The 21,179-nt window shown below is 36.6% G+C and carries 20 protein-coding genes; 4 read left to right on the plus strand and 16 right to left on the minus strand.

Annotated elements, in window-relative coordinates:
• Positions 1 to 20: 20 nt before the first annotated feature.
• The 5 genes from QUH73_RS04110 to QUH73_RS04130 form a co-directional block, all read right to left on the minus strand.
• The gene (locus tag QUH73_RS04110) at positions 21 to 1,184 is read right to left on the minus strand and encodes a hypothetical protein (protein WP_289529194.1); all 1,164 of its coding nucleotides are present in this window, start codon (positions 1,182 to 1,184) and stop codon (positions 21 to 23) included.
• 20 nt (positions 1,185 to 1,204) lie between these two features.
• On the minus strand, positions 1,205 to 1,726 hold the full coding sequence (locus QUH73_RS04115) for a DUF3341 domain-containing protein (RefSeq protein WP_156194408.1): 522 nt from the start codon (positions 1,724 to 1,726) through the stop codon (positions 1,205 to 1,207).
• A 259-nt stretch (positions 1,727 to 1,985) separates the two neighbouring features.
• The gene (gene nrfD / locus QUH73_RS04120; protein WP_289529195.1) at positions 1,986 to 3,365 is read right to left on the minus strand and encodes an NrfD/PsrC family molybdoenzyme membrane anchor subunit; all 1,380 of its coding nucleotides are present in this window, start codon (positions 3,363 to 3,365) and stop codon (positions 1,986 to 1,988) included.
• Positions 3,366 to 3,375: 10 nt separating this feature from the next.
• Positions 3,376 to 6,360, minus strand: coding sequence for a Fe-S-cluster-containing hydrogenase (locus QUH73_RS04125; RefSeq protein WP_289529196.1), 2,985 nt, complete (start codon positions 6,358 to 6,360; stop codon positions 3,376 to 3,378).
• Between the two features lie 62 nt (positions 6,361 to 6,422).
• The gene (locus tag QUH73_RS04130) at positions 6,423 to 7,577 is read right to left on the minus strand and encodes a cytochrome c3 family protein (RefSeq protein WP_289529197.1); all 1,155 of its coding nucleotides are present in this window, start codon (positions 7,575 to 7,577) and stop codon (positions 6,423 to 6,425) included.
• Positions 7,578 to 8,129: 552 nt separating this feature from the next.
• Between QUH73_RS04130 and QUH73_RS04135 the strand changes: the two genes are divergently transcribed.
• From QUH73_RS04135 to QUH73_RS04150, 4 genes are all read left to right on the plus strand, one after another.
• Positions 8,130 to 9,188, plus strand: a complete 1,059-nt coding sequence (locus tag QUH73_RS04135) for a hypothetical protein (RefSeq protein WP_289529198.1) — start codon at positions 8,130 to 8,132, stop codon at positions 9,186 to 9,188.
• Between the two features lie 11 nt (positions 9,189 to 9,199).
• Positions 9,200 to 9,604, plus strand: coding sequence for a hypothetical protein (locus QUH73_RS04140; RefSeq protein ID WP_289529199.1), 405 nt, complete (start codon positions 9,200 to 9,202; stop codon positions 9,602 to 9,604).
• Between the two features lie 10 nt (positions 9,605 to 9,614).
• Positions 9,615 to 10,028 carry a hypothetical protein gene (locus QUH73_RS04145; RefSeq protein ID WP_289529200.1) on the plus strand — a complete coding sequence of 138 codons (414 nt, stop codon included), beginning with the start codon at positions 9,615 to 9,617 and terminating at the stop codon, positions 10,026 to 10,028.
• Between the two features lie 149 nt (positions 10,029 to 10,177).
• Complete coding sequence (locus tag QUH73_RS04150; RefSeq protein ID WP_289529201.1) at positions 10,178 to 10,522, plus strand: hypothetical protein; 345 nt, start codon at positions 10,178 to 10,180, stop codon at positions 10,520 to 10,522.
• Between the two features lie 227 nt (positions 10,523 to 10,749).
• On the opposite strand, the gene QUH73_RS04155 is transcribed toward QUH73_RS04150, so the two are convergent.
• From QUH73_RS04155 to QUH73_RS04205, 11 genes are all read right to left on the minus strand, one after another.
• Positions 10,750 to 11,688 carry a hypothetical protein gene (locus QUH73_RS04155; RefSeq protein WP_289529202.1) on the minus strand — a complete coding sequence of 313 codons (939 nt, stop codon included), beginning with the start codon at positions 11,686 to 11,688 and terminating at the stop codon, positions 10,750 to 10,752.
• 110 nt (positions 11,689 to 11,798) lie between these two features.
• Positions 11,799 to 12,392: a Yip1 family protein gene (locus QUH73_RS04160; RefSeq protein ID WP_289529203.1), complete on the minus strand. Its 594-nt coding sequence runs from the start codon at positions 12,390 to 12,392 to the stop codon at positions 11,799 to 11,801.
• A gap of 16 nt (positions 12,393 to 12,408) precedes the next feature.
• A complete protein-coding gene (locus QUH73_RS04165) occupies positions 12,409 to 13,179 on the minus strand; it encodes a TIGR00266 family protein (RefSeq protein ID WP_289529204.1) in 771 nt (256 codons plus the stop codon).
• Positions 13,180 to 13,230: 51 nt separating this feature from the next.
• On the minus strand, positions 13,231 to 13,749 hold the full coding sequence (locus QUH73_RS04170) for a DUF3592 domain-containing protein (protein WP_289529205.1): 519 nt from the start codon (positions 13,747 to 13,749) through the stop codon (positions 13,231 to 13,233).
• A 12-nt stretch (positions 13,750 to 13,761) separates the two neighbouring features.
• The gene (locus QUH73_RS04175) at positions 13,762 to 14,811 is read right to left on the minus strand and encodes a hypothetical protein (RefSeq protein WP_289529206.1); all 1,050 of its coding nucleotides are present in this window, start codon (positions 14,809 to 14,811) and stop codon (positions 13,762 to 13,764) included.
• 279 nt (positions 14,812 to 15,090) lie between these two features.
• Complete coding sequence (locus QUH73_RS04180; RefSeq protein WP_289529207.1) at positions 15,091 to 15,636, minus strand: outer membrane beta-barrel protein; 546 nt, start codon at positions 15,634 to 15,636, stop codon at positions 15,091 to 15,093.
• 38 nt (positions 15,637 to 15,674) lie between these two features.
• The gene (locus QUH73_RS04185; RefSeq protein ID WP_289529208.1) at positions 15,675 to 16,205 is read right to left on the minus strand and encodes a hypothetical protein; all 531 of its coding nucleotides are present in this window, start codon (positions 16,203 to 16,205) and stop codon (positions 15,675 to 15,677) included.
• A 3-nt stretch (positions 16,206 to 16,208) separates the two neighbouring features.
• Positions 16,209 to 17,432, minus strand: a complete 1,224-nt coding sequence (locus tag QUH73_RS04190; RefSeq protein WP_289529209.1) for a hypothetical protein — start codon at positions 17,430 to 17,432, stop codon at positions 16,209 to 16,211.
• Positions 17,433 to 17,434: 2 nt separating this feature from the next.
• On the minus strand, positions 17,435 to 18,046 hold the full coding sequence (locus tag QUH73_RS04195; protein WP_289529210.1) for a hypothetical protein: 612 nt from the start codon (positions 18,044 to 18,046) through the stop codon (positions 17,435 to 17,437).
• 153 nt (positions 18,047 to 18,199) lie between these two features.
• Positions 18,200 to 18,862: a hypothetical protein gene (locus tag QUH73_RS04200; protein ID WP_289529211.1), complete on the minus strand. Its 663-nt coding sequence runs from the start codon at positions 18,860 to 18,862 to the stop codon at positions 18,200 to 18,202.
• 43 nt (positions 18,863 to 18,905) lie between these two features.
• Positions 18,906 to 20,627 (minus strand): OmpA family protein, encoded by a 1,722-nt coding sequence (locus QUH73_RS04205; RefSeq protein WP_289529212.1) that lies wholly within the window; start codon positions 20,625 to 20,627, stop codon positions 18,906 to 18,908.
• Positions 20,628 to 21,179: the final 552 nt, after the last annotated feature.

A 21,179-nucleotide genomic window follows, 5' to 3' on the forward strand; every position in this document is an offset into this window, starting at 1 on the left:
TTTCTTTTTGGGGTCATGAATCAGGTTTCGTAATGAAAACTCTCCTCAAGTAAAGGATCATTTTTACTCAACAGTGGCGCTTTAGCCAAAGAGGTTAAGACAACAAACAAGAAGCCGGCCAGATACAAGCACACAAATCCAATTTCGGTTGCTCCAATTTGCGCCGATTTCCCGATTGTTCCCGGAATTACCAGTAAATAAATATTCAACCATTGACCAATCAACACAACCACCGCCATAAGCGATAACCATTTTAAATTTCGTTTTGAATCACGGGTCATTAATCCCAGAAATGGAATTACAAAATTAAGAACCAAAATGGTGAAAAACAGAATGGTATGATCGTGTAGTCTGGGTGCAAAATAGGCCGTTTCTTCAGGAATGTGACTGTACCAAATCAACAGATATTGAGAGAACCACAAATACATCCAAAAAATACTGAATGCAAACAGGTATTTTCCCATGTCGTGAATGTGTTCTTTGTTGATGAATTCCAAATGGCCTTTCCATTTCAGGAAAGTGATAAAAAGAATAATGGCTGCAATGCCAATCTCAAAAAGACCAATAAAAATAAACCATCCGTAAAGGGTGCTGTACCAATGTGCATCAATAGACATTAACCAATCCCAGCTCATGGTAGAACTAGATACGGCAAAGAAAACCATGAATAAAGCACCCAGTAACTTTCCCTTTTTATAGTATTTGATATCTGTAGATAAATCCTGCTGCAAGGAATTTTTTCGTAACAAGCGCGTTAACCAAATCCAAACACCAAAATAAACCGCCATTCGGATAAAAAAGAACGGAATATTTAAATAGGCCGCTTTCCCTTCCAATACAGGATCGTGTAACCCCTCGTGCGACCAATGATAGATATCATGCATACCAAAGTACAAAAGGAACATTAAAATTGCTGATACCGGCAGAAATGATGCAAAAGCTTCGGGAATACGCTGCAATGCGGTATGCCATCCTGAATAAGCTATTTTATGCAATGCCTGAAACACGCCTCCAAACAAAGCTATAAATAGAAAAAACAGGTTGTTAATTAAAATATTTGTCCAAAATCGCTGACCGTTGGGGGCTTCTATTAAATACCCCAGCAGCAGCAATAGAATTCCGAATCCTCCTGCTGCAAGCAGTGCAATTTGCGTTTTTCGGGAAAATGTATAATTCTTGTCCATCACCATATGGTTTATGCGGTTTACAATTCAATCTCCTTAACCTGTATGTTCATTGCATCTTCTTTTTCAAGAATCCCTTTCACAACATCATCCTGGTTTCCATCCTCATCCAGATCTACAATAATCACAAAACGATCGTTGGTACTTCGTTCGTCATGAATCACATTCCTGGCTCCCGGTCCGAGTTTCGAACGAATAAAAAAAGCGATTGCCATTCCAAAAGAGGCAAACAAAACCGTCAGTTCAAAAGTGATCGGGATAAAGGAAGGAATCGCAAAATGTGGCTTTCCTCCAATAAACAATGGATAGTCGACCGTAAAAGCCCAGGTTTGAAAACCAAAAGCTACGGCCAGACCTATTCCCCCACAAATAAATGCGACGGTTGGTAAATTGGATCGTTTGTAGCCCAACGCAGTATCCAATCCATGAACCGGAAAAGGAGTCAAAACATCCTGAATGGACACATCCTGAGCCCGCAATTCCTTGGCAGCACGAAGAAGATTCTCTTCATCTTCAAAATAGGCTGAAATATATCTTTTCATCTGTTTATAATTTTTATGCAGTTGTCAGATGGAACTTACCATACAATCATCTCTCTGTGTGTAGAAAGCTTTATAAATGGACGTTTCATCTGTTTATAATTTTTATGCAGTTGTCAGATGGAACTTACCATACAATCATCTCCCTGTGTGTAGAAAGCTTTATAAATGGACGTTTCATCTGTTTATAATTTTAAGTTTTTGCCACATGGAACTCGCCAAATAGTCATTCTCTTGCGTGAGAACTTTTCTCATGCTCGTTTCATGATAATTCGTTTTCATCCTTATTTGTAAATTTCTCTCCGGAACTTTTCATGACCGCCTTCACCTCGGCGATGGCAATAACCGGGAACACCCGAATAAACAATAGGAAACAAGTAAAAAACAAACCTAATGTTCCGATAAATATTCCCACCTCTACAATGGTTGGACTGTACATCGACCAACTTGACGGCAGGTAATCGCGGTGCAAAGAGGTTACAATAATTACAAATCGTTCGAACCACATTCCAATGTTGATGAAAATGGAAAGAACAAAGGTAAATGCAAGATTTCGTCTCAGTTTTTTGAACCACAGCAATTGCGGCGAAATCACATTGCAGGTCATCATGATTGCATAAGCCCACCAATATGGTCCGGTTGCCCGATTCAGAAATGCATATTGCTCATATTCCACGCCCGAATACCACGCAATAAACAGTTCGGTGATGTAGGCAATGCCAACAATCGAACCTGTTGCAATAATAATTTTATTCATCGATTCAACATGGCCAACCGTAATGTAGCTTTCCAGATTTAGTACTTTCCGCGTAATAATTAACAGAGTCAGCACCATCGCAAAGCCAGAAAATATGGCTCCGGAAACAAAATAGGGTGGGAAAATTGTTGTGTGCCATCCCGGAATTACCGAAGTGGCAAAATCGGCACTTACAATACTGTGAACCGAAAGTACAAGCGGCGCAGCCAATCCTGCCAATACCAAACTCATGGTTTCGTGCCTGCTCCAGTGTCTGGCAGATCCTGTCCATCCAAAACTTAAAAATCCGTAAACCGCTTTCTTAAATTTTGATTTCACTTTGTCGCGAATGGTTCCAATATCAGGTATTAAACCAACATACCAAAATAGAAGCGAAACACTAAAATAAGTACTGATGGCAAATACATCCCACAGCAGTGGTGAGTTGAAATTTACCCAAAGACCACGCGTATTTGGATAAGGAAACACAAAGAATGCAAGTAGTGGACGTCCCATATGAATTAAGGGAAACAAACCGGCACACATTACAGCAAAAAGAGTCATTGCCTCGGCCGATCGATTGATACTCGTTCTCCATTTCTGACGAAACAGCAGTAATATGGCCGAAATAAATGTACCTGCATGACCGATTCCTACCCACCACACAAAGTTGGTAATTCCCCAACCCCATCCTATGGTTTTGTTCAATCCCCATGTTCCGATTCCCTGCCAAATTGTCCAGCCCATCATGGCCAAACCAAAAAACAATGCGGCTATCGTAATTGTTATTCCAACGTACCAGGCTTTTCCCGCTTTCCCCTCAATTGGAGCAGAAATCTCATCGGTGATCTGTTGATACGTTTTTTTTCCCGTGATTAATGGTTCACGAATTGGCGACACATACATAAGCGTGGTTTTATGAATTGTTCGTTTCTTTATTTCTAATCTTTGTTAGATAACTTACCGATGGCAGCGTATGAATCTCTTCCAACAAATAGTAATTCCGCTTGCCCGAAGTTTCTTTTACTACCTGACTGTCCTTATCATTTAAATCTCCGAATATGATTGCTCCGGCAGGACAGGCTTGCTGACAAGCTGTTTTTATTTCGCCGTCCCGAGGCCTTCTTCCATCAATTTTAGCGTTCAATTTCCCTTCCTGAATTCGCTGCACGCACATAGAGCATTTCTCAATCACTCCTTTGGCCCGAACCGTAACGTCCGGATTCAAAACCATTCGTTTTAAATCGATCGTCATTTCAGCCACATCGTGCAGGTTATTCGGAATAGAATCTGCTTTTGTGAAATCGAACCAATTGAAACGACGCACTTTATACGGACAGTTATTTCCGCAGTAACGAGTTCCGATGCAACGGTTATAGATCATTTGATTCAGGCCTTCACTACTATGAGTGGTAGCCGCTACCGGACAAACATTCTCGCAGGGTGCATTGTCGCAATGCTGACACATTACCGGTTGAAAGGAAACATCCGGATTAAATTCACTGCCTGAAAAATATCTGTCAATTCGAATCCATGACATTTCATGTGCCCGAATCACCTCTTTTTTACCAACTACAGGCACATTATTTTCTGCCTGACAGGCAATGGAACAGGCACCGCAACCAACACAGGAATTTAAATCGACAACCAATCCCCAATGATGATTTGGAAAATTTGGTTTTTTGTAAATACCTGCATTCTCATATTCCTGATGCGATTCATTTCCGGCCGCCGGATCTTTTAAATATTCTCGCAAAGAAGCTTCACGAACAATGGCTCTTCCCTCCATGGAATGATGAGTTTGAGTCATTGCCAATTCATACTTCTCTTCTGTTTTTGTTATTTCAACACCAATTGAAGAATCAACACGGGAATCATTTTTAAACTGAGATAGTTTTGAAACATTAACACCCACATTCTTTCCAACTACTCCGCAATTTGTTCTTCCATAACCCAAAGCAACTGCAGCAGTATTGTATGCTTGTCCCGGTAAAATATATACGGGTAACTTTATGCCTGAATTTAACTCCACCACATCACCTGTTTCTAAAAGCATTTCTTCCGCTTGTTTTGGCGATACGGTGAGGTAATTGTCCCAACAAATTTTCGTTACCGGATCGGGAAGTTCCTGAATCCATGGATTGTTTGCCATTTTTCCATCGCCCATGGCTGAGCTTTCATATACCTGAAGCTCAAAACCAGAAGATTTTGGTGCATTTGCTATGTTATCAATCAATTCGCCAATGCCATCCAACTTAAATTTGGTGTCGAAAACCGATTTTGTTTTGGGTTCAAATATTCCTTGTTGCAGGCTGTTGTTCCAAAAACCGGTGAAATTTGGATAGGCCGTTTGAATTGGATATAATTTCTCTTCCCAGTAATTTTTTATAAATTTTAAATAGTCCGTTTCCTGACCAATCCATGCAAGCAAAGTAGATTGAAATTGCCGGGTATTGAATAATGGACGAATTCCCGGTTGCATCAAACTGTAGCGACTTGTTTTAGGTTCCAGATCATTCCAGCTTTCAATAAAATGATTATCGGGAGCTACATATTTAAACCGACTACTGGTTTCACTTGGAGCCATATCCAGTGACACAGAAAATGGCACTTTATCTATTGCTTTTGCAAATTCCTCTCCCTTTAAATAATCGTATACCGGATTAACACCGTAAGAGAACAAAGCTTTTATCTTACCCGAATTTAGATCAGTAAGCAATTGTTCCATATCCGAATCAATCGCTTGTTTGGTCAGTATTTGTTTATCAATCCGTAAGGTTGTTCCGTAATTTTCCAACTCGTAATTAATCCCATTAATTAAGATCTGAATACTCAAATCATTTTCTCCTGCAACAACCAATGATTTCCCTTTATTTTCCCAAAGCTCTTTGGCCAATTCACGGATGTCTTCTGAAGTATCATTCAAAGAATAGGATTCCAGACCTTTCAATTTGAGTATTTCATTGTACAATTGAGCAACAAGCAAAGCTTGTTCGGAAGGTTTTACCGGAATCCGATAATCAGCATTACTGCCGGTTAAAGACAAACGCGATTCAAACTGAATGTGTCGCGACATATTTGTATTTCCATCGCTCAGTTTGCGTTTTTTGGTGTACTGACGAATGTGTTCAACTGGCATCAGCCAATTCCCTAAAAAATCTGCATCGAAACTCACTATTACATCTGCAAAATCGAAACGGTAATCGCAAATTCCTGCTTTCCCAAAACACATTTCATTCGCCTTTATTAATGCTGATGCCGATCGATTATCGTACTGTACCCACTTCACATTGGGATAAGATTTTAAAAACATCTCTATCACAGCCTTTGTTGATGGACTGTATATTGTCGGAGTCAAAAGAACGACTCTCTCTTTACTTTCTTTTAATTGATTTAATTGCTGAATAATGCTTTGATCCAATTCATTCCATGAAATTTTGGTATCGCCTTTCAGCGGATTTTTATAACGGCTGGTATCGTACAATCCCAAAATGGAAGCCTGGACTCTTGCACTTGTGCCTCCATAAGTAACCGACGACAAATCGTTGCCTTCAATTTTTATTGGGCGGCCTTCTCTGGTTTTAATCAGAATACTGCAGTATTCACTGCCATTTACATAGGATGAGGCATAGTAATTCGCTTTCCCCGGAGTAATTTCTTCGGGTTTAATCAAATACGGAATGGCCTTTTGAACAGAATTTTCGCAACTGGCCAACACGGTACTTATTGCCAGACTGTATCCGCAAAGCTTCAGAAAATCACGACGGTTCGATTGTGATTTTTCATTCCCGTTATCAAATATATCGAGTATCTGTTCCAGATTTCCCTTAGGCAAATTTTGCTTTTCGGGAGTTTCTGATCCATTTTTACGTTCGGCAAGACTTTTCCAATGTTTCTTCATAGATAAACGATTATCAATAGGTAAAATACAATGCAACTGGGCAATAATTGGCTTTTACAATTCTAATAATGACATCGGGCACATTCCCGTCCTCCAATATCTGTAACTCTTACACTGTCAATAACTCCTGCTGCCAAATCTTCGTGCAGCTTTTTAAATCCATTGGAATAGTATCCATTGGACTGAAAATCAACAGCAGTTTTATCGTGACAATCCAAACACCAGCCCATCGACAAATCTTCAACTTGCTTAATTACATCCATCTCTTCAACAGGGCCATGACATTCCTGACATTCTCTTTTTCCCACATTAGCATGCTGAGCGTGACTGAAAAAAACATGATCGGGCAACTGATGAATCCGAACCCATTCCACCGAAGTATTATTTTCTATTGCCTTGATAATTTTGTTGATTTCGAATTTCCCTGAATTAGGTCCTTCCCTTACAATAACATGGCAGTTCATACAAAGATTTACATGAGGAATTCCTGCAGATTTACTTTCATCGGCAGTGGTATGACAATATCTGCAATCAATTTTATTACCGGTAGCATGAATTTTATGAGAAAACTTAATGGGCTGTGCCGGTTGGTAATTTTGTTTGCGTCCCAGGGCCATAGCTCCATCAGCCAACATGTTTATCTGATAACCAAAAGCAAGTACAAAAATTAGTATGGGTATAAATTTATATTTGATTTTTTTTGTGAAAAACAAATCGATTAAGGCCATAGTAATTAAGGCACCCAAAAAGAAAAAAACAATCAGGTTATTTACCTTAGGTTTGGCTTCATGGAGAGTATCCTCTTTTAATTGAATGAGATATGATTTTATATATCCCAGTTCCTCATCCGAATAAGTATACCCTACATGCGATGCCTCCATTTTTTTCCCCAACGGGCTCATCAATACAGACTTGAATTCTGCAATTGATTTATCGGCAAATGTTCCGGCAATATCCAACGCAGAAGGATTCCAATTCAGCGTATCGATGTATTCAATATTGTGACAGGAAACACAGGATGTTACATCCGTTTTAATTCTGGTTAAGCCTTTAAAAAGACGTTCTCCCCTTTTCTCAGAATTTAAAAAATAGTTGAAGTGATGATTATCATTTTCAGCAACATGAGTGCTGTCGGCTTCAATTGCGAGAAGCGCAGGAGGACTAAACAACAGAAAAAGTATAATCAGGGCATAAAAAAATCCGTAGGGTCTACTCATAGGTAATGTATTTGGTACAGATTAGGGTTATATAATAGCCAATAATGAAAATACAAATCAAAATACGAAACCTTTATCTGTCAAATCCAACTACAATCGAACCATTCTATACTAAGGCAGCTGAGCTCACTTTCTTCGTAACTTCCTCGCTCTCTACCAAATATAATAATTTAAACGAATAAATCATATTCATTCACATAATGAAATACAAGTAGAAACAACAATAGATACAGACTTAAATGTCTTTTATTAATGTTTCCCAATGGTACATGAATTTTGAAAAAAAACGGAATTGGTCTAATTCAGAAATAAATTGAAAATGAATGAAATTTTGCCGCTTTTATACTAAAACCCAAAATGGAATACAGAGCCGTTCTAATTTCAGAACACCTTTAACTCGACAATAAATCAGCTGACAAATAAACATTGCAATTAATTATTTCAATAACTACATCGCGCTTATAGTATCATGTAATTATTTTTCATAAATTTGATTTTTATTAAAAATATAGTTTATACTATTAACTACCAGAATGATTTTCATTAAAAAAAATGTCAGAAAAATTAAATAATTTACAACAGTTTGTTCAAAATGCTGCTGATACAGCCTGGAGAGCAAGCCAGAACAATTCACAATATGACCCTAATCCAATAGGATTTGATCAACATCTTGAATTTACATTACAAGCAAGAAGCGGTGAGTTAGCTAAACTTTTAAACGAAATTGCAGAAGATGAACTAAGTCAGGTAGACAGATCACCTGAACCTATCGATTTTACGAAATTCGTTCGGATTTCTGATCGTGAATTTAATCACAAAGAGGTATTTGTAGGTGATAAATGGGTTTTGATTCCTTCAGATGCCAGTATCAATTTTGAAGCAAGAACAGACAGTTATGCTGGAAATTTGCAAGCTTCCTTTACCGTAACTATTAGCCACGGTGGAAATACTGCTACTTACACCTCAAGTGAAACCTATCAGCAATTCCAAAACAACAAACCACTTGTAGACAACGAACAACTATTGGTTAAAGGTAAAAACCTAAGACTAAATGATGGAGAACTGGATTGGATGCGTTTAGGTGGACAAATCTATGGTATCACAGATAAAAGCGCGAACAACCTAAACAATTCGAGAGTTATCTTCAATCACACCCCAAATGAATTCAAGAGAACTTATTCTTACAAACTATCTAAACTTGCAAAAAATGTTGGCAAACCTGCTAAATCAGGAAAAATATTTCAAGGAACACAAAAATTAGCAAAAAATGCTAAATTCTTAGGTCCTTTAGGTAACATTCTTACAATTGGCACGATAGGTTATGAATATAGAACGGACAGTTGGGATGCTCATACTTTTGTGAATGGAGCGATACTAGTAGTAGGACTTATCGCTGCACCATTTGGGGCAGGAGTTATTCTAACAGGAATTGCAATTTATGGATTACTAGATCTTGTTTTTGATGTAGGTGATGGTATTGATGATCTTATGGGTAGAGATTCTGGCTTTTGGGACAATAGACCAATCAATTTTTTCCCGATAGATGCAAATCCAATATTTAAAATTGACAATACTTATGTAGCACCCCAACTGATTATGCCCTTAAAATAAAAAAACCGATGATGAAATTTCTATTTAAATATTTGTTATCCGCAAACTACAGTTTTGCCAAAAGATGGGTCAATAAAAAAATGGCTCACAGTATGATATTTAATTCAACATACATTTTCTTAACTCCATTTGCATTCCTTTTTGCAGGTTTATCTTGTGTTGCATTAAACTATATTGATTATCAGTTTAAATTTCCTGAAATTATTCTTATGATGACTGCTGGAATTGTGTATTTGGGATTCTGGCAAGCTACTAAAAAAGCAATTTACAAGTGGGGTATTGAAAAAGCCTACAAGAATTTGAGTAAAGAACAACGCTCCAAAAGAAATACTTTTGCTTTTCTATTCTTTTGGGTAGGAATTATCCTTTTCTTTTACTTGGGGGCAAAATATTTAGGAGGGTATTCGCTAAGATAAAGAACAAATAATGAAAATTCTATTTAAACCATTACTCGCCGCCAATTATTGTGCTGCCAAATGGATCGTTAATAAAAATTTACCAAAACGAGTAATTCCTACTGCTCTTCATACCTTTACAACTCCTTTTGCTTTTATATCTGCAGGCTTATACTGCACTATTATGGGCACAATTGATTATAAATTTAAAACTTTCCTGCCTATATTTATTGGATTAGGAATTGTAATGCTTAGCATTTCCTTTTTTATAGAAAAAGAAGCAAAAAAAGCATTTTACAAATGGGATATAGAGAAAGAATATCAATTTTTAAACAAAAGCCAGCGTTCCAATAGAAATACTTTTGCATTTCTATTCTTTTGGGCAGGCTTTGCTTTGTTTTTTTATTTAGCAGTAACTTTTACAGAAGGATATTTAGTTAAATGATGAAATTTCTATTTAAACCATTACTTGCCGTCAATTATTTCACGATAATAACCTGAATAACAACACAAAGAAACAAGTGAAAGACAACAGAAAACAAAACTCATAAAATAATAACATTTTTTTCGAACCCATTATAAAAAACAAGAAATATGGCATTTGGTTTTCCACCTACCTACACCGAGAACTTTCAAGTTGATCAATTGGATAATGACCAATTTTTGCTATTTACTATTGAAGCTGCCAAAAAACTAAATTGGGATGTAAGTTTTATTAGTGAGAATGGATTTATTGCCTACACCAAATTTTCAATGGTATCGTGGAGCGAAGAGGTACATATAAATATTTCAGAAAACACGGTTACTATTAAAAGTGCATGCACTAGCATTCAAGTTTTAGACTGGGGGAAGAATAAAAAAAATACACAACTCTTTATTTCCACTTTCGAAGAAACAAAAAACACAATGCCACAGGAAGATATTAATTCTAAATTTTAAGAGAATATTGCGAACTTAGAATAAAAAGTTATGAATTTGTATGTAAATCTATTGAAGAAGATACTGATGCATATGAAATTGCAATAGATGACTGCAACAAAAAAATGGAAAAAATAATCTCAACCTTGACAAATTTGCAATAGAAAAACATTCCAAAATAGAATCTTAATGACATCTAAAAAGGGCATTCTCCCAAAAGAATGCCCTTTTATATTTTCAATATTTCTCTAGTGTAAACTCTCAACTAATCTATCAAACTCAAGTTGATTGCCTTTATTTGCTTCTAACTGAACAGCAACCTGACCTGTTACAATTTTAATATGATACTCAATATCTTCAACAGTAAGCAATTCTGTCATATTTTCCATTCCTTTAAGAGTGTTCTGTAATCGTAGTACATACCTGCCATCACTACTATTTTTAAATATCCATCCCTCACGTGTAAGGAAGTTGTTCTGACTAGTCAGTTTTGATAATGGTAAAAGTCTTATGGAGTTTACATCTTTCCAGTAAACCAATACAATACCATTTTCGTATACATCTTCGTTTAGAGCAGGAAAGTCAATATCATCAATAATCGTTTTTGTAAAACTAGTAGCGATATTGCTATACACAGTCCAATTAGAAACACTGGCAGTATATTTAAATGTTTTTACATTGGCATTTCCATCGGCACCTTTCAATTCTAAACCAGCTCCCCAGGTTGTATCGCCTTCCTCATCGGTTACTGCCGGGCCATAAAGCAAACAAGTTGCTTTGTCAAGGTAAAAATCACCTGTGTTTCCGATAGTATTACCGGGAGCACCTTCGCCGGAAAGTATTTTTGAACCATTTGTACCGTTCGTTCCATTTGTACCTTTTAAAGAGAATCCATTGGTATCAGTCCAGTTATCAGCGTTTACTTTAGGACCATACAACATTCCTGTAGCAACATCCAAATAATAATCGCTTGTTGTTCCAACTGTAGCTGCTGGCTCGCCTTCACCGCTATAAATAATGCTGCCATCGGTTCCAGCTGGTCCAACTTCTCCTGCTACACCTTGTTCTCCTTTATCACCTTTAGGACCTAATAATCCGGCCTCACCATCATCGCCACTACAAGAAACCATCGAAATACTTAGCGCCATAAAAGCAACTGCGAAAAAATAAAGTTTACTCGTTTTCATTTTTTTTGTAAATTTGAAATGATTAATAATTTGGAATTAAAGAGATCTCACGTGATGTTTAATTCCTTTTAATTGTATTCTTCCGGAGGCTGTAACCTCCGGATTTTTTTTTAATATGTACTTAAGCCTGCTGAAAGTAGAACTGCTCCAATCACGAAAGAGACCAAAACGGACATTCCAATTACTAAAATCAGACTAACAATAAAGTAGCTGGTCTTTTTTTCCTCACTTACCTTTGTTATCGGAACAAAACCGATATATAAAATATACAAACTGTAAATGCCAGCCAGTAAAGCCAGAATGGTAAGACTTGGAAGAATGTAAAAAACTCCTGCAAGCCAGATTGGCGTATAAGAATAGGCTACCAGTTTAATTGCATTGGCAAAGCTTATTTGAGTATCGAAAGCAGGAGCCAGCTTATGAATGCAGAAAGCACTTAGGAAAACACCTAAAAATGCGCCTAAAAAAGCCAGAATAGCCTGATGAAGTCCCCAGCTAAAAGAAGCAACTTTAAAATAACTCCCCAGGCCAATCAATCCGTAACCAATAAAAGAGGCTATGGTAGGAATCAAAACCAAAGGAAGTACGTAGGATAGCAAGAAATCCTTCAGGTCTATTTGCTCGTCACTAATCTTCGTCCATGCTTCTTTCGGTTGAACGGTAACCAGTTTTACTCTGTCGATTAAATATTCAATATTTATCATGATTTCAGGATTTTAATTATGATTCCAATAGACTCTGTAAAATCCCGTTACTACCTTCTTTTCGACTATTGGAACCTCCTGTTGATAATTGATTAATTAATTTACTAATCGGCATGGATTGCAGCCACACTTTTCCTGTTCCCTGAAGAGTTGCCAGAAATAAACCTTCCCCTCCAAAAACCATCGATTTTAAATTCCCTGCCTGTTGAATACTAAAGCCGATGCCTTCCTGAAAACCAACAACACAACCTGTATCAACCCGCAAAGTTTCGCCATTCAACTCATGCTCAATTAATGTACCTCCTGCATGGATAAAAGCATTTCCGTCTCCTTGCAATTTCTGGAGAATAAAGCCTTCGCCTCCAAAAAAACCTGCACCCAATTTCTTATTAAAATGCATGCTTATTTTTGTTCCTAATGCGGCACACAAAAAGGCATCACGCTGTACAATCACGGTTCCTCCTAATTGGTCCAAATCGATAGGAACAATAGTTCCTGGATAGGGTGCAGCAAAAGCAACCTGACTTTTTCCTGTTCCCCGGTGCGTAAAATGAGTTATAAATATTGACTCTCCGGTAATTTTCCTGGATGCCGCCGAGAGTAATTTTCCGAAAATTCCTTTATCCGGCTCTGATCCATCACCCATCTTAGCTTGAAATTCAATTCCTTCTTTCATATATAACATTGCTCCAGCTTCGGCAATGACTGTTTCATTTGGATCCAATTCAATCTCTACCAACTGAATATCGTGCCCTATAATCTTGTAATCTATTTCGTGTGATTTCATGATTTATGTATTTATAATTTGGTGATATTAATTATCTAATTCTTTTCTATTTCAATTCCTTGAGCCTATAAACAAGGCTAAAACAAACAATCCTATTTTCTTAACAAATTGCCATAACATCAGGAATCCAATTAAACAAAAAAGTAAGGGTCCGTAAGTAATCAAATAAGTAAAAAAATTGGGTCCGGGTTCAAGCAAGGAAGCATCAGGCAGTTCCGGATCATAATAAACTGTAACCGAACTTCCCTCTGAATATTTCTGAATATCTTTTTTTGCACTTGATGCACTGCTGCTGCTTCCATCAACAGTAGAAATTCGGGTTCCTGAATACTCCTTACCCTCAACAACATATTTGTAAACAATGTTGGAAGCATACATTTTCGTTCCATCACTTATCGATGTGCTAATATCTGCTAAAGTAACAGTGCCTTCAACGGCAGGCCATGACTTCGAAGCATTCGCCTCTCCTACAATATTTTGGCTGATATTTTTGTAAAAAAACCAACCTCCGATAATAAATGCTACGGCAAAAACCAGTGCAGCAACAGATGAACTTTGCTTATTTTCCATAGTCTATCTTTTTTAAAAATTAAAAGCATCCATTAGTTGAAGCATCTCTGGTTTAGTCTGAACAGAGCTGGATACAAGTATAATGTATGTATCGTAATTTGGAATTTCGATGATTAAAGAAATGCCCTCATCTCCTTCCATTTTGCCATACATACACTTTTTCCCACTGTGAGTGAAAACTTCAAGATTTCCTTCTTGTTCAAGGTTGCCATTTTTACGAGAAGTCGCCGCAACTCCCAAACTACCATTCATTCCTTTCATAAACATGGCACTATAGGTTCCCTCCATATTCATTACCATCATTTTTCGGTAATTATTGAAGCTAAAACCATTTGCTATTTTCTGAAACTTCTCATAAGGATACTTTACAGGAACTAAATTCATTGCTTCATCATCGCCATCACTATCATCATTAAAAGCATCACTCATACCTCCAAATATTTCTTGCTGATATTGATCCTGATCTTCGTATTTAATGTTGGCAGAAGGAGTAAATTTTGAGGCAGACACAGAAATATTTTTGTCAAATCGGACAGCTGTTTCGATCGCTTCAATACCTAATATTTTTGCTTCTGATTTTAAAGTAACACCTTCGTAAATCCAACATTTAGCGCCCATTAATTTTACAATTTCACACTCATTCCCCAAAACATCTTCATTGCCAACAATCTCGCCGCCAAAAGCTTCCAAAAGATCTTTCCCCATCTTCTTCTTTTCTGCATCGGTCATATTTTCAGTAATATCCTGAAAAGGAACAGTTCCTTTCTGTCCTTTATTTTCAATTAAATTGGCAGACCAAAATTTGCCATCTTTAATAATCGAGATATCATGTGTTTTGGTTTCACTCTTAATTCCAAACATTTTAGTTACACTTACCGATTTGGTTTCCGTAAAAGATGAATTCCCATAGTTGTCCCACCAAACAGATTTGGTGCCAGTCGTATTTCCGCTGAGCTGATACTCAACATGCCCCGATTTGATGGCATATATTTGACTCTTTTGTTGAGCAGTAGCAACAAAGGTCATTAGTAAATAGGTTACGATCAGAATTATTTGTTTCATATGATTATAATTTGTTTTTTAATTGCCATATGGAACTTACCATGCTGGAATAATCATCCCCATGTGTGTCAAAATCACTTCGGCATGGACGTTTCATCGGTTAATGGATTTGAATTAAATGTTCGGGCCTATTTGTAAGCTGTAAGAAAAATGTTGAAAGAAATTTAATCAGAAAGACTTCCTGTCCGGGACTTTTTTATTATGGTTGAATGGTTGTAAAGTGAATTGGTTGATTGCCCAAACAGGAAGTACTAACTAATGTATGCCGTTAAATAAACTCTAGAAATGGTATAACAATCCTATTCCTGCTGACAAGTAGTTGGCATTGCCAATGGTATACTTCAAATCTGCATTAAAATACATTTTATCGGAAATAGCAAAACGACTACCCACACCAATATTTACTCCAACATCGCTTCCTGAAGCATCTAAATCGGATGCAAAACCTCCAATTAAATCAGCATATTCACCATACTCTTCACCTAATGAATCAGCACCATCCATTTTAAATTTCCAAAAGGTTACATTCAAACCTCCAATGGCATAAAATGTATTTTTATCATCTGCAGAAAAAACATAATGTGCATCGAAATCTAATGTAGACCAGTTCACATTATTTTTCTTAAGATAATAAGTGAATGCAGGAGCAATTTCCCATGTATCACTTGCTAAATAAACACCTTTAGCTTCAATACCCAAAGTACTGATGTCGGTTGCATACTTAAGACCAGCTCCGGCCAAAACTTTTGAGTCTTGTGCTTGTGTTGTAAGGCTAAAACATACGGTAAGCACGGTTGCGAATAATAAAATTACTTTGTTTTTCATTTTTTTACTTTTACTAGTTATTAATAATTTATTTAGGATTATAAAACTTTCACCTCTACATCTACTAAAGCTGTTGTTTCAATATTGAAACTAACCGACTTTTCAGTAACTGTTCCTGAGATTATCATTTTTAGATTTTTGCTTTGTAACAATTCATTTGCAATTGCATCCAATTGCTCTGTAGTGAAGTTCACAACAAGAGGCTGGTTTTCGGAAACTGTTGGAATGTCAAAATCGAAATTCAAATCCGGCACGCTTAGGTTTAATGAATTTACCTCTCCAGCCGATAGGTCTGTAATTTTACAAGTCACGGAAGTAACATCTACAGCCTCCAACTTGTTCAGGTATTCCTTTACGTCATTCAAATCGTTAAAATCGAGACTAATTGTTTGAGAAAAAGGATGATTCTCTGCAATCTTAACCGCAGCACTTTTATCCGAATTTACGGTAACAAGTGTTTTTTTCGATAATTTAAGATCATAAAAATCTTTTGTCTTCAAGTCATTAATCTTATCGCACGAAGCGAAACCAATTAGGATCGAAAATAAAATACAAAGTGTCTTTTTCATAGCTTAATTGTTTGTTATTATGTTCTTCAATTCATAAATATAGTAATGACCAAACATGCCATCTTTGTCTTCAATTATCTTGGCATAAATTCCAGGTTTATCATTAATCATCCATAGTTTATATTTCTCTTCGGAAGTGCCAACAGACTCAATTACGGTACAATCGAAAGTGCCCGATGGTGTTGTTAGTTTTTCTTGCCCAGCCACCCGAAACGAATTCTCTTTTAATGGATACAGGCGATTATAATAATTGAAATCCAAAATATTCGGAGGTAATTGAGTATCATCAGGCAAATTGTATCTGTCGTATCCGTAAAAAATAAAATCGATACTTACACTTTGTTCATCTTTATCGGTCTTAACATCGGCGGTCAGTTTTTTAGTTTCAAAAACTTTTGTCCCTTCTACTAATGTTGAAAAATTATATTCCAATTGACTCGTATTTACTAAAGACATCAGCATTTCAAAAGGATCAGTCCAAGGCAATTTTCCTTCCTCACTATCATACTTATAATCACCATTCTCATCGAAAAAATCATCTCCCGTAAAGTTCAATCTTTCGATCTTTTGGGAACTATCATCTGATTTACGAATGATTATCTCCACTCCTGCATTCTCTAAAACCAATTCTTTTTTACTGATTGTAAGGATTCTGTTTTTACCTCGAACCTGCTCAATTCTACCAATCAACAAAAGACTTTTCTCCTCCTGATTGTAAATCCACATTCCACCAGTTCTACTTTCCATTCCCGGCTCTTTCTCGATAAAAGTAAAACTGTCCGGAGCTTCAAAGGTCAATACTCTTGTTGAATCATCATTTGCATCATCAGCAAACTTCCATGATCCAATGAGACCTGATTCAGAATTAATCTTAGCTATTTCATCCATATTTAATCTGGACAAAAACCATTTCTGATCACCCTTTTCAAAGTTTAGCTCTTTCTCGTTCAAATTTATAATCTTACAATCTCCGACAAAATCTTTATCCATATCCGAGGTCATAATCAATTTCTCTTCTTTCTGATTATGCGACCACGATCCAACATCAATTCCCTGAGTTATAATAGATCCATTTGCACTGTAATCGATAACAAATAATGGTTCATCAACTTGATCGCCCACCACAATTTTCGTAACCAGCCAGCTCCCACTTATTTTTGAATCCTGAGCATTTGTCACTTTTATCAGCGACAGCAATACGATAAGAATAATTGTTGCTTTTTTCATTTTTATTTGGATTTAAATGGGTTACCTAACACTTTCATAACTTCATTATAAGCATCTCTAATTTCACTCTCGCTCAAATCAGGCTTCCTTTGTTTGGCTCTTTTTCTAAAATCATCGTAAGACATGAAATTTGATTGCTTTTGGAGCTTTTCAAATTCCTTTTCGGCTTCTTTCAGCATTCTTTCCAGTTCGGGCTTGGCTTCATCGAACTGCTTTTCAGCCTTTTTCAGTTCCTGATCCAATTGGCTTTCCTGCACTGGTTTCTTTGGTCTTTCGCCTTCTTTTCCAATGGACTTATCTGCATTGATGTATGCATTAATGAATTGAAAAGCATCCTCTTTCGTCAGACCACTCTGATCATTTTTCACCTCATCCATAATTCCCATCTGATTCAACATCTGATCGAAATCACTTTGATTGGGCGCCTTTAGGCTATCTTTCTCATCATACTTCAAGAAAAAATCAATCATGGGTTTGGTCGAATCAATCATATTTTTGTTTGCCTTCATGTAGGTTTCCAGCATCACATCTACGCCTTCTTTTTCCACTTTCCCCTGAGCCAACAAGGTCGAATTGGCGACAAAACAGAGCACTATGACTAAAATTTGTTTCATATGATTATAATTTTTTTTTTAGTTACCATATGGAACTTACCAAGCAGGAATAATCATCCCCTTGTGTGTCAAAATTGCTTTGGCATGGACGTTTCATATCTATATTTTTTGTGATAATGAATACAAATACTCTCGTATTACTTGATAATCTGTTTACAAATCAGAAATGTCCTTATGAGGAAAATTAGGAAGCTCGAAATAGCTGTCAGCAACCGAAACTTCAAATTTGACACTTGTTGCTTCCTTTATTACGGTAATTCCTGCCATATGAGAAACTACTTTAAGGGTTACCCCTTTGTAAATCCACTCCTTAACGCCAAGAAGATCCCATACTTCACAATCGCAACCCAAAATTTTTTCATTATCCAGTTGCATTCCTCCCATACTTACCATTGTCTCCTTCGCTGCTTCCAATGCATCTAAATTATTCTGGCGCATGTAATCAATTAGAGGATCTTCTTTGGTATAAATTATACTGTTTTTATAATCAACCGAATAAAGTTTCTCATTATCAATTTTATAGGCACTACGGGCATTCGTAGTTGTCGATTCTTCTACTCCATTAACATTAACGATGGTAATTGTTTCCGATTTATCCTCAAAACTCATCTCCAGAGCACCCCATTTTTTGAAATACAAATCTTCTGTGCCTGATCCATTCACATATGGGCCGAATATTGAAGTTTCGTAATGCACAATACCTGATTCCACGTTATAACGCTTAATGTCCTTACTCTGTAAATCATCGTCCTTATCGCAAGAAAACAATGCGATACTAAATACAACTAGTGTTAAGTACTTTACTATATTTTTCATAATTCAAATTGGTATTTATTTGGTTCGTTTTTAAAAATTCTAATTAGTTCGGAACTACATAAAAGCCTGTATTTTCCAATTGTTCAATTTTCGCCTCTTTGGCTGTTGGTCGGTTCAACCAAAAATCTTCTTCTGAGCTGATCAAATCTTCAGTTTTTCCTTTATCTAAATCGCACGTATAGGATCCGCCTATTTCCAAATGATCAGATTTACTATGTACCGAACCATTATCATTATAGGTAACATATCTAACGGTAAGCTTATAATTGTCACTTTCATCAACATCCAGAACTTCCATTTTACCAAGATACCCGTCAGACGTACCATAAATTATTGTAGTTCCATTTTGCAAAACAACTCCTGATTGATTCGCTACTTCAATACTCCCACTTTGCAGGCTGTTCATTTTTGTGTCAATTGCATTTCGATCCAAAGAATCAAAAATTGAATTGCCTGATGTTTTTGGATTGCCAGCTGCTGCAATTCCTTCCACTTTCACAAACTCTACTCTACGGTTATTTGCTTTTCCTTCGGGAGTGCTGTTGTTATCCAATGGCTTGCTTTCTCCATAGCCTGCATAACTCAATCGGTTCGATGAGATGCCCATCTGAATCAATTTCTCCATCACCACTTTAGCTCTGGCTTCCGACAAACTTTTGTTTGAAGCATCATCGCCATCGCTATCGGTATGACCTTCAATACTGAAATTTAGATCCGGCTGTTTTTGTAAGAGTTGGAATATTTCATTGATTGGCCCCATCGATTCAGGCTTTAAACTTGCCTTGTTTACATCGAAGCGGATACCGTTGCAGATAATTTTACCATTTTGTAATACTCTGTCGTAATATTTCACTCCTCCTTTTGCAATGCGAACATTCTTCACATAATATGCTTTATCGGCAGAGAGTTCAGCCCAATAAGCCTGCAGACAGATTCCCGTCGGATTTGCTTCATAATGCGGAATATTTATCAATCGAGTGTCATCCATATACACTTTCAACTTGCCTTTTGTGTAGGCTATCGATACATGTATCCATCGGGCTTTATCATTCCAGGTATAATCCAAATTCGGGTGTTCTCCGGAAACGTTACTATTTTCAACAGAAATATGTTTGTAGCCTATTTCAATTTCCTGACCACTATTCCTCTGATTTTTTATATCATATAAGTATACCGAAAATCTATTGCCGTGTACCGGCTTGTAAAAATCAAATTCTACAGTAAAAACTTCCGGCAGATAATCTTCACTTGCATTCTTCAGATATGGAACAACAGCTGGCGTTCCATCCATAAACATCATCACATTTTCGCCATTCACACTTGCTATTTCAACCTGCCCTTTCACCAAATCCCAGCGACTAGGGAATTCACCGTTCTCTTCCGTAATTGCAGGACCATCTTCAAAGATTACAACATCACCGGGAACAAAGTCAAATTTATTCCAAACCACGTCAGGCTTTTTAGCAACTTGCTTTTCTGCTCCCTCGTTACTATTATTCCCGTCATTTCTATTTGGGTCTTCATTGTTTCCTGAAGTAATTTTTGACTCTTCATTCGCAGCTTTCTTTTTCTTCTTCTTTTTACCGAATAAACTTCCAATACCTTCTTCCAGTTTATCGAAGCCTTTATCTACACCTCTTTCTATTTTATTATTAGCACGACGTGTACCTTGCTTCTTAACTACTTTTTCCGGCTCCACTACTTGTCCATTTACAAGAGCAAAACAAAATGTGAACAAAAGCGTAATAAATATTCCTTTTTTCATGACCTCTATTTTTTGGTTTCGAATACAATGTAAATGTATGCCGTAAACCAAACCTCCAATAGGAAGCATGTTCCAAAAACAAAGATGAATGTTCAAAATATTTAATATCAGATATTTACATGAATTTTATTTATCTGTATAAATAAATTACAATTACATAACATTCACACAAATGGAAGACAGAAGGGATGCTGATCAGACACAATCATGCAATAAAATCCGATCAGTTTAAACATCAATTACCTCTTGGATATGAGACTTTTAGTGACATTTCACGTCTGATCCTTTTTTCTAAAATGTTTGTGGATTAACAGAGAAAAATAGAAAAGAAAGAAATTGGAGTATTACAAATGTTCCAGATGGCAAAACAAATGTTCCAAAACAATACAACTAATTGAAATATAGCTGATTGATACAAGATTTAAATTAACCATCCAAACAAGTATCGTAAAATAAATTGGCTCTGGTTTTAAGAAAACATCATTTTTGAGCCGATAACAATTAAAATGAGTTGGTAAATTAACAAACACAGGAGCAATAACCCGTATGTGT

It is taken from the genome of Labilibaculum sp. K2S, assembly GCF_030372765.1.
GTDB lineage: Bacteria > Bacteroidota > Bacteroidia > Bacteroidales > Marinifilaceae > Labilibaculum.

What these genes read in the sequence shown, in the direction of transcription:
- QUH73_RS04110 (WP_289529194.1), bottom strand. Translation starts at nt 1,184, where the DNA reads ATGGACAAGAATTATACATTTTCCCGAAAAACGCAAATTGCACTGCTT.
- QUH73_RS04115 (WP_156194408.1), bottom strand. Translation starts at nt 1,726, where the DNA reads ATGAAAAGATATATTTCAGCCTATTTTGAAGATGAAGAGAATCTTCTT.
- nrfD (WP_289529195.1), bottom strand. Translation starts at nt 3,365, where the DNA reads ATGTATGTGTCGCCAATTCGTGAACCATTAATCACGGGAAAAAAAACG.
- QUH73_RS04125 (WP_289529196.1), bottom strand. Translation starts at nt 6,360, where the DNA reads ATGAAGAAACATTGGAAAAGTCTTGCCGAACGTAAAAATGGATCAGAA.
- QUH73_RS04130 (WP_289529197.1), bottom strand. Translation starts at nt 7,577, where the DNA reads ATGAGTAGACCCTACGGATTTTTTTATGCCCTGATTATACTTTTTCTG.
- QUH73_RS04135 (WP_289529198.1), top strand. Translation starts at nt 8,130, where the DNA reads ATGTCAGAAAAATTAAATAATTTACAACAGTTTGTTCAAAATGCTGCT.
- QUH73_RS04140 (WP_289529199.1), top strand. Translation starts at nt 9,200, where the DNA reads ATGAAATTTCTATTTAAATATTTGTTATCCGCAAACTACAGTTTTGCC.
- QUH73_RS04145 (WP_289529200.1), top strand. Translation starts at nt 9,615, where the DNA reads ATGAAAATTCTATTTAAACCATTACTCGCCGCCAATTATTGTGCTGCC.
- QUH73_RS04150 (WP_289529201.1), top strand. Translation starts at nt 10,178, where the DNA reads ATGGCATTTGGTTTTCCACCTACCTACACCGAGAACTTTCAAGTTGAT.
- QUH73_RS04155 (WP_289529202.1), bottom strand. Translation starts at nt 11,688, where the DNA reads ATGAAAACGAGTAAACTTTATTTTTTCGCAGTTGCTTTTATGGCGCTA.
- QUH73_RS04160 (WP_289529203.1), bottom strand. Translation starts at nt 12,392, where the DNA reads ATGATAAATATTGAATATTTAATCGACAGAGTAAAACTGGTTACCGTT.
- QUH73_RS04165 (WP_289529204.1), bottom strand. Translation starts at nt 13,179, where the DNA reads ATGAAATCACACGAAATAGATTACAAGATTATAGGGCACGATATTCAG.
- QUH73_RS04170 (WP_289529205.1), bottom strand. Translation starts at nt 13,749, where the DNA reads ATGGAAAATAAGCAAAGTTCATCTGTTGCTGCACTGGTTTTTGCCGTA.
- QUH73_RS04175 (WP_289529206.1), bottom strand. Translation starts at nt 14,811, where the DNA reads ATGAAACAAATAATTCTGATCGTAACCTATTTACTAATGACCTTTGTT.
- QUH73_RS04180 (WP_289529207.1), bottom strand. Translation starts at nt 15,636, where the DNA reads ATGAAAAACAAAGTAATTTTATTATTCGCAACCGTGCTTACCGTATGT.
- QUH73_RS04185 (WP_289529208.1), bottom strand. Translation starts at nt 16,205, where the DNA reads ATGAAAAAGACACTTTGTATTTTATTTTCGATCCTAATTGGTTTCGCT.
- QUH73_RS04190 (WP_289529209.1), bottom strand. Translation starts at nt 17,432, where the DNA reads ATGAAAAAAGCAACAATTATTCTTATCGTATTGCTGTCGCTGATAAAA.
- QUH73_RS04195 (WP_289529210.1), bottom strand. Translation starts at nt 18,046, where the DNA reads ATGAAACAAATTTTAGTCATAGTGCTCTGTTTTGTCGCCAATTCGACC.
- QUH73_RS04200 (WP_289529211.1), bottom strand. Translation starts at nt 18,862, where the DNA reads ATGAAAAATATAGTAAAGTACTTAACACTAGTTGTATTTAGTATCGCA.
- QUH73_RS04205 (WP_289529212.1), bottom strand. Translation starts at nt 20,627, where the DNA reads ATGAAAAAAGGAATATTTATTACGCTTTTGTTCACATTTTGTTTTGCT.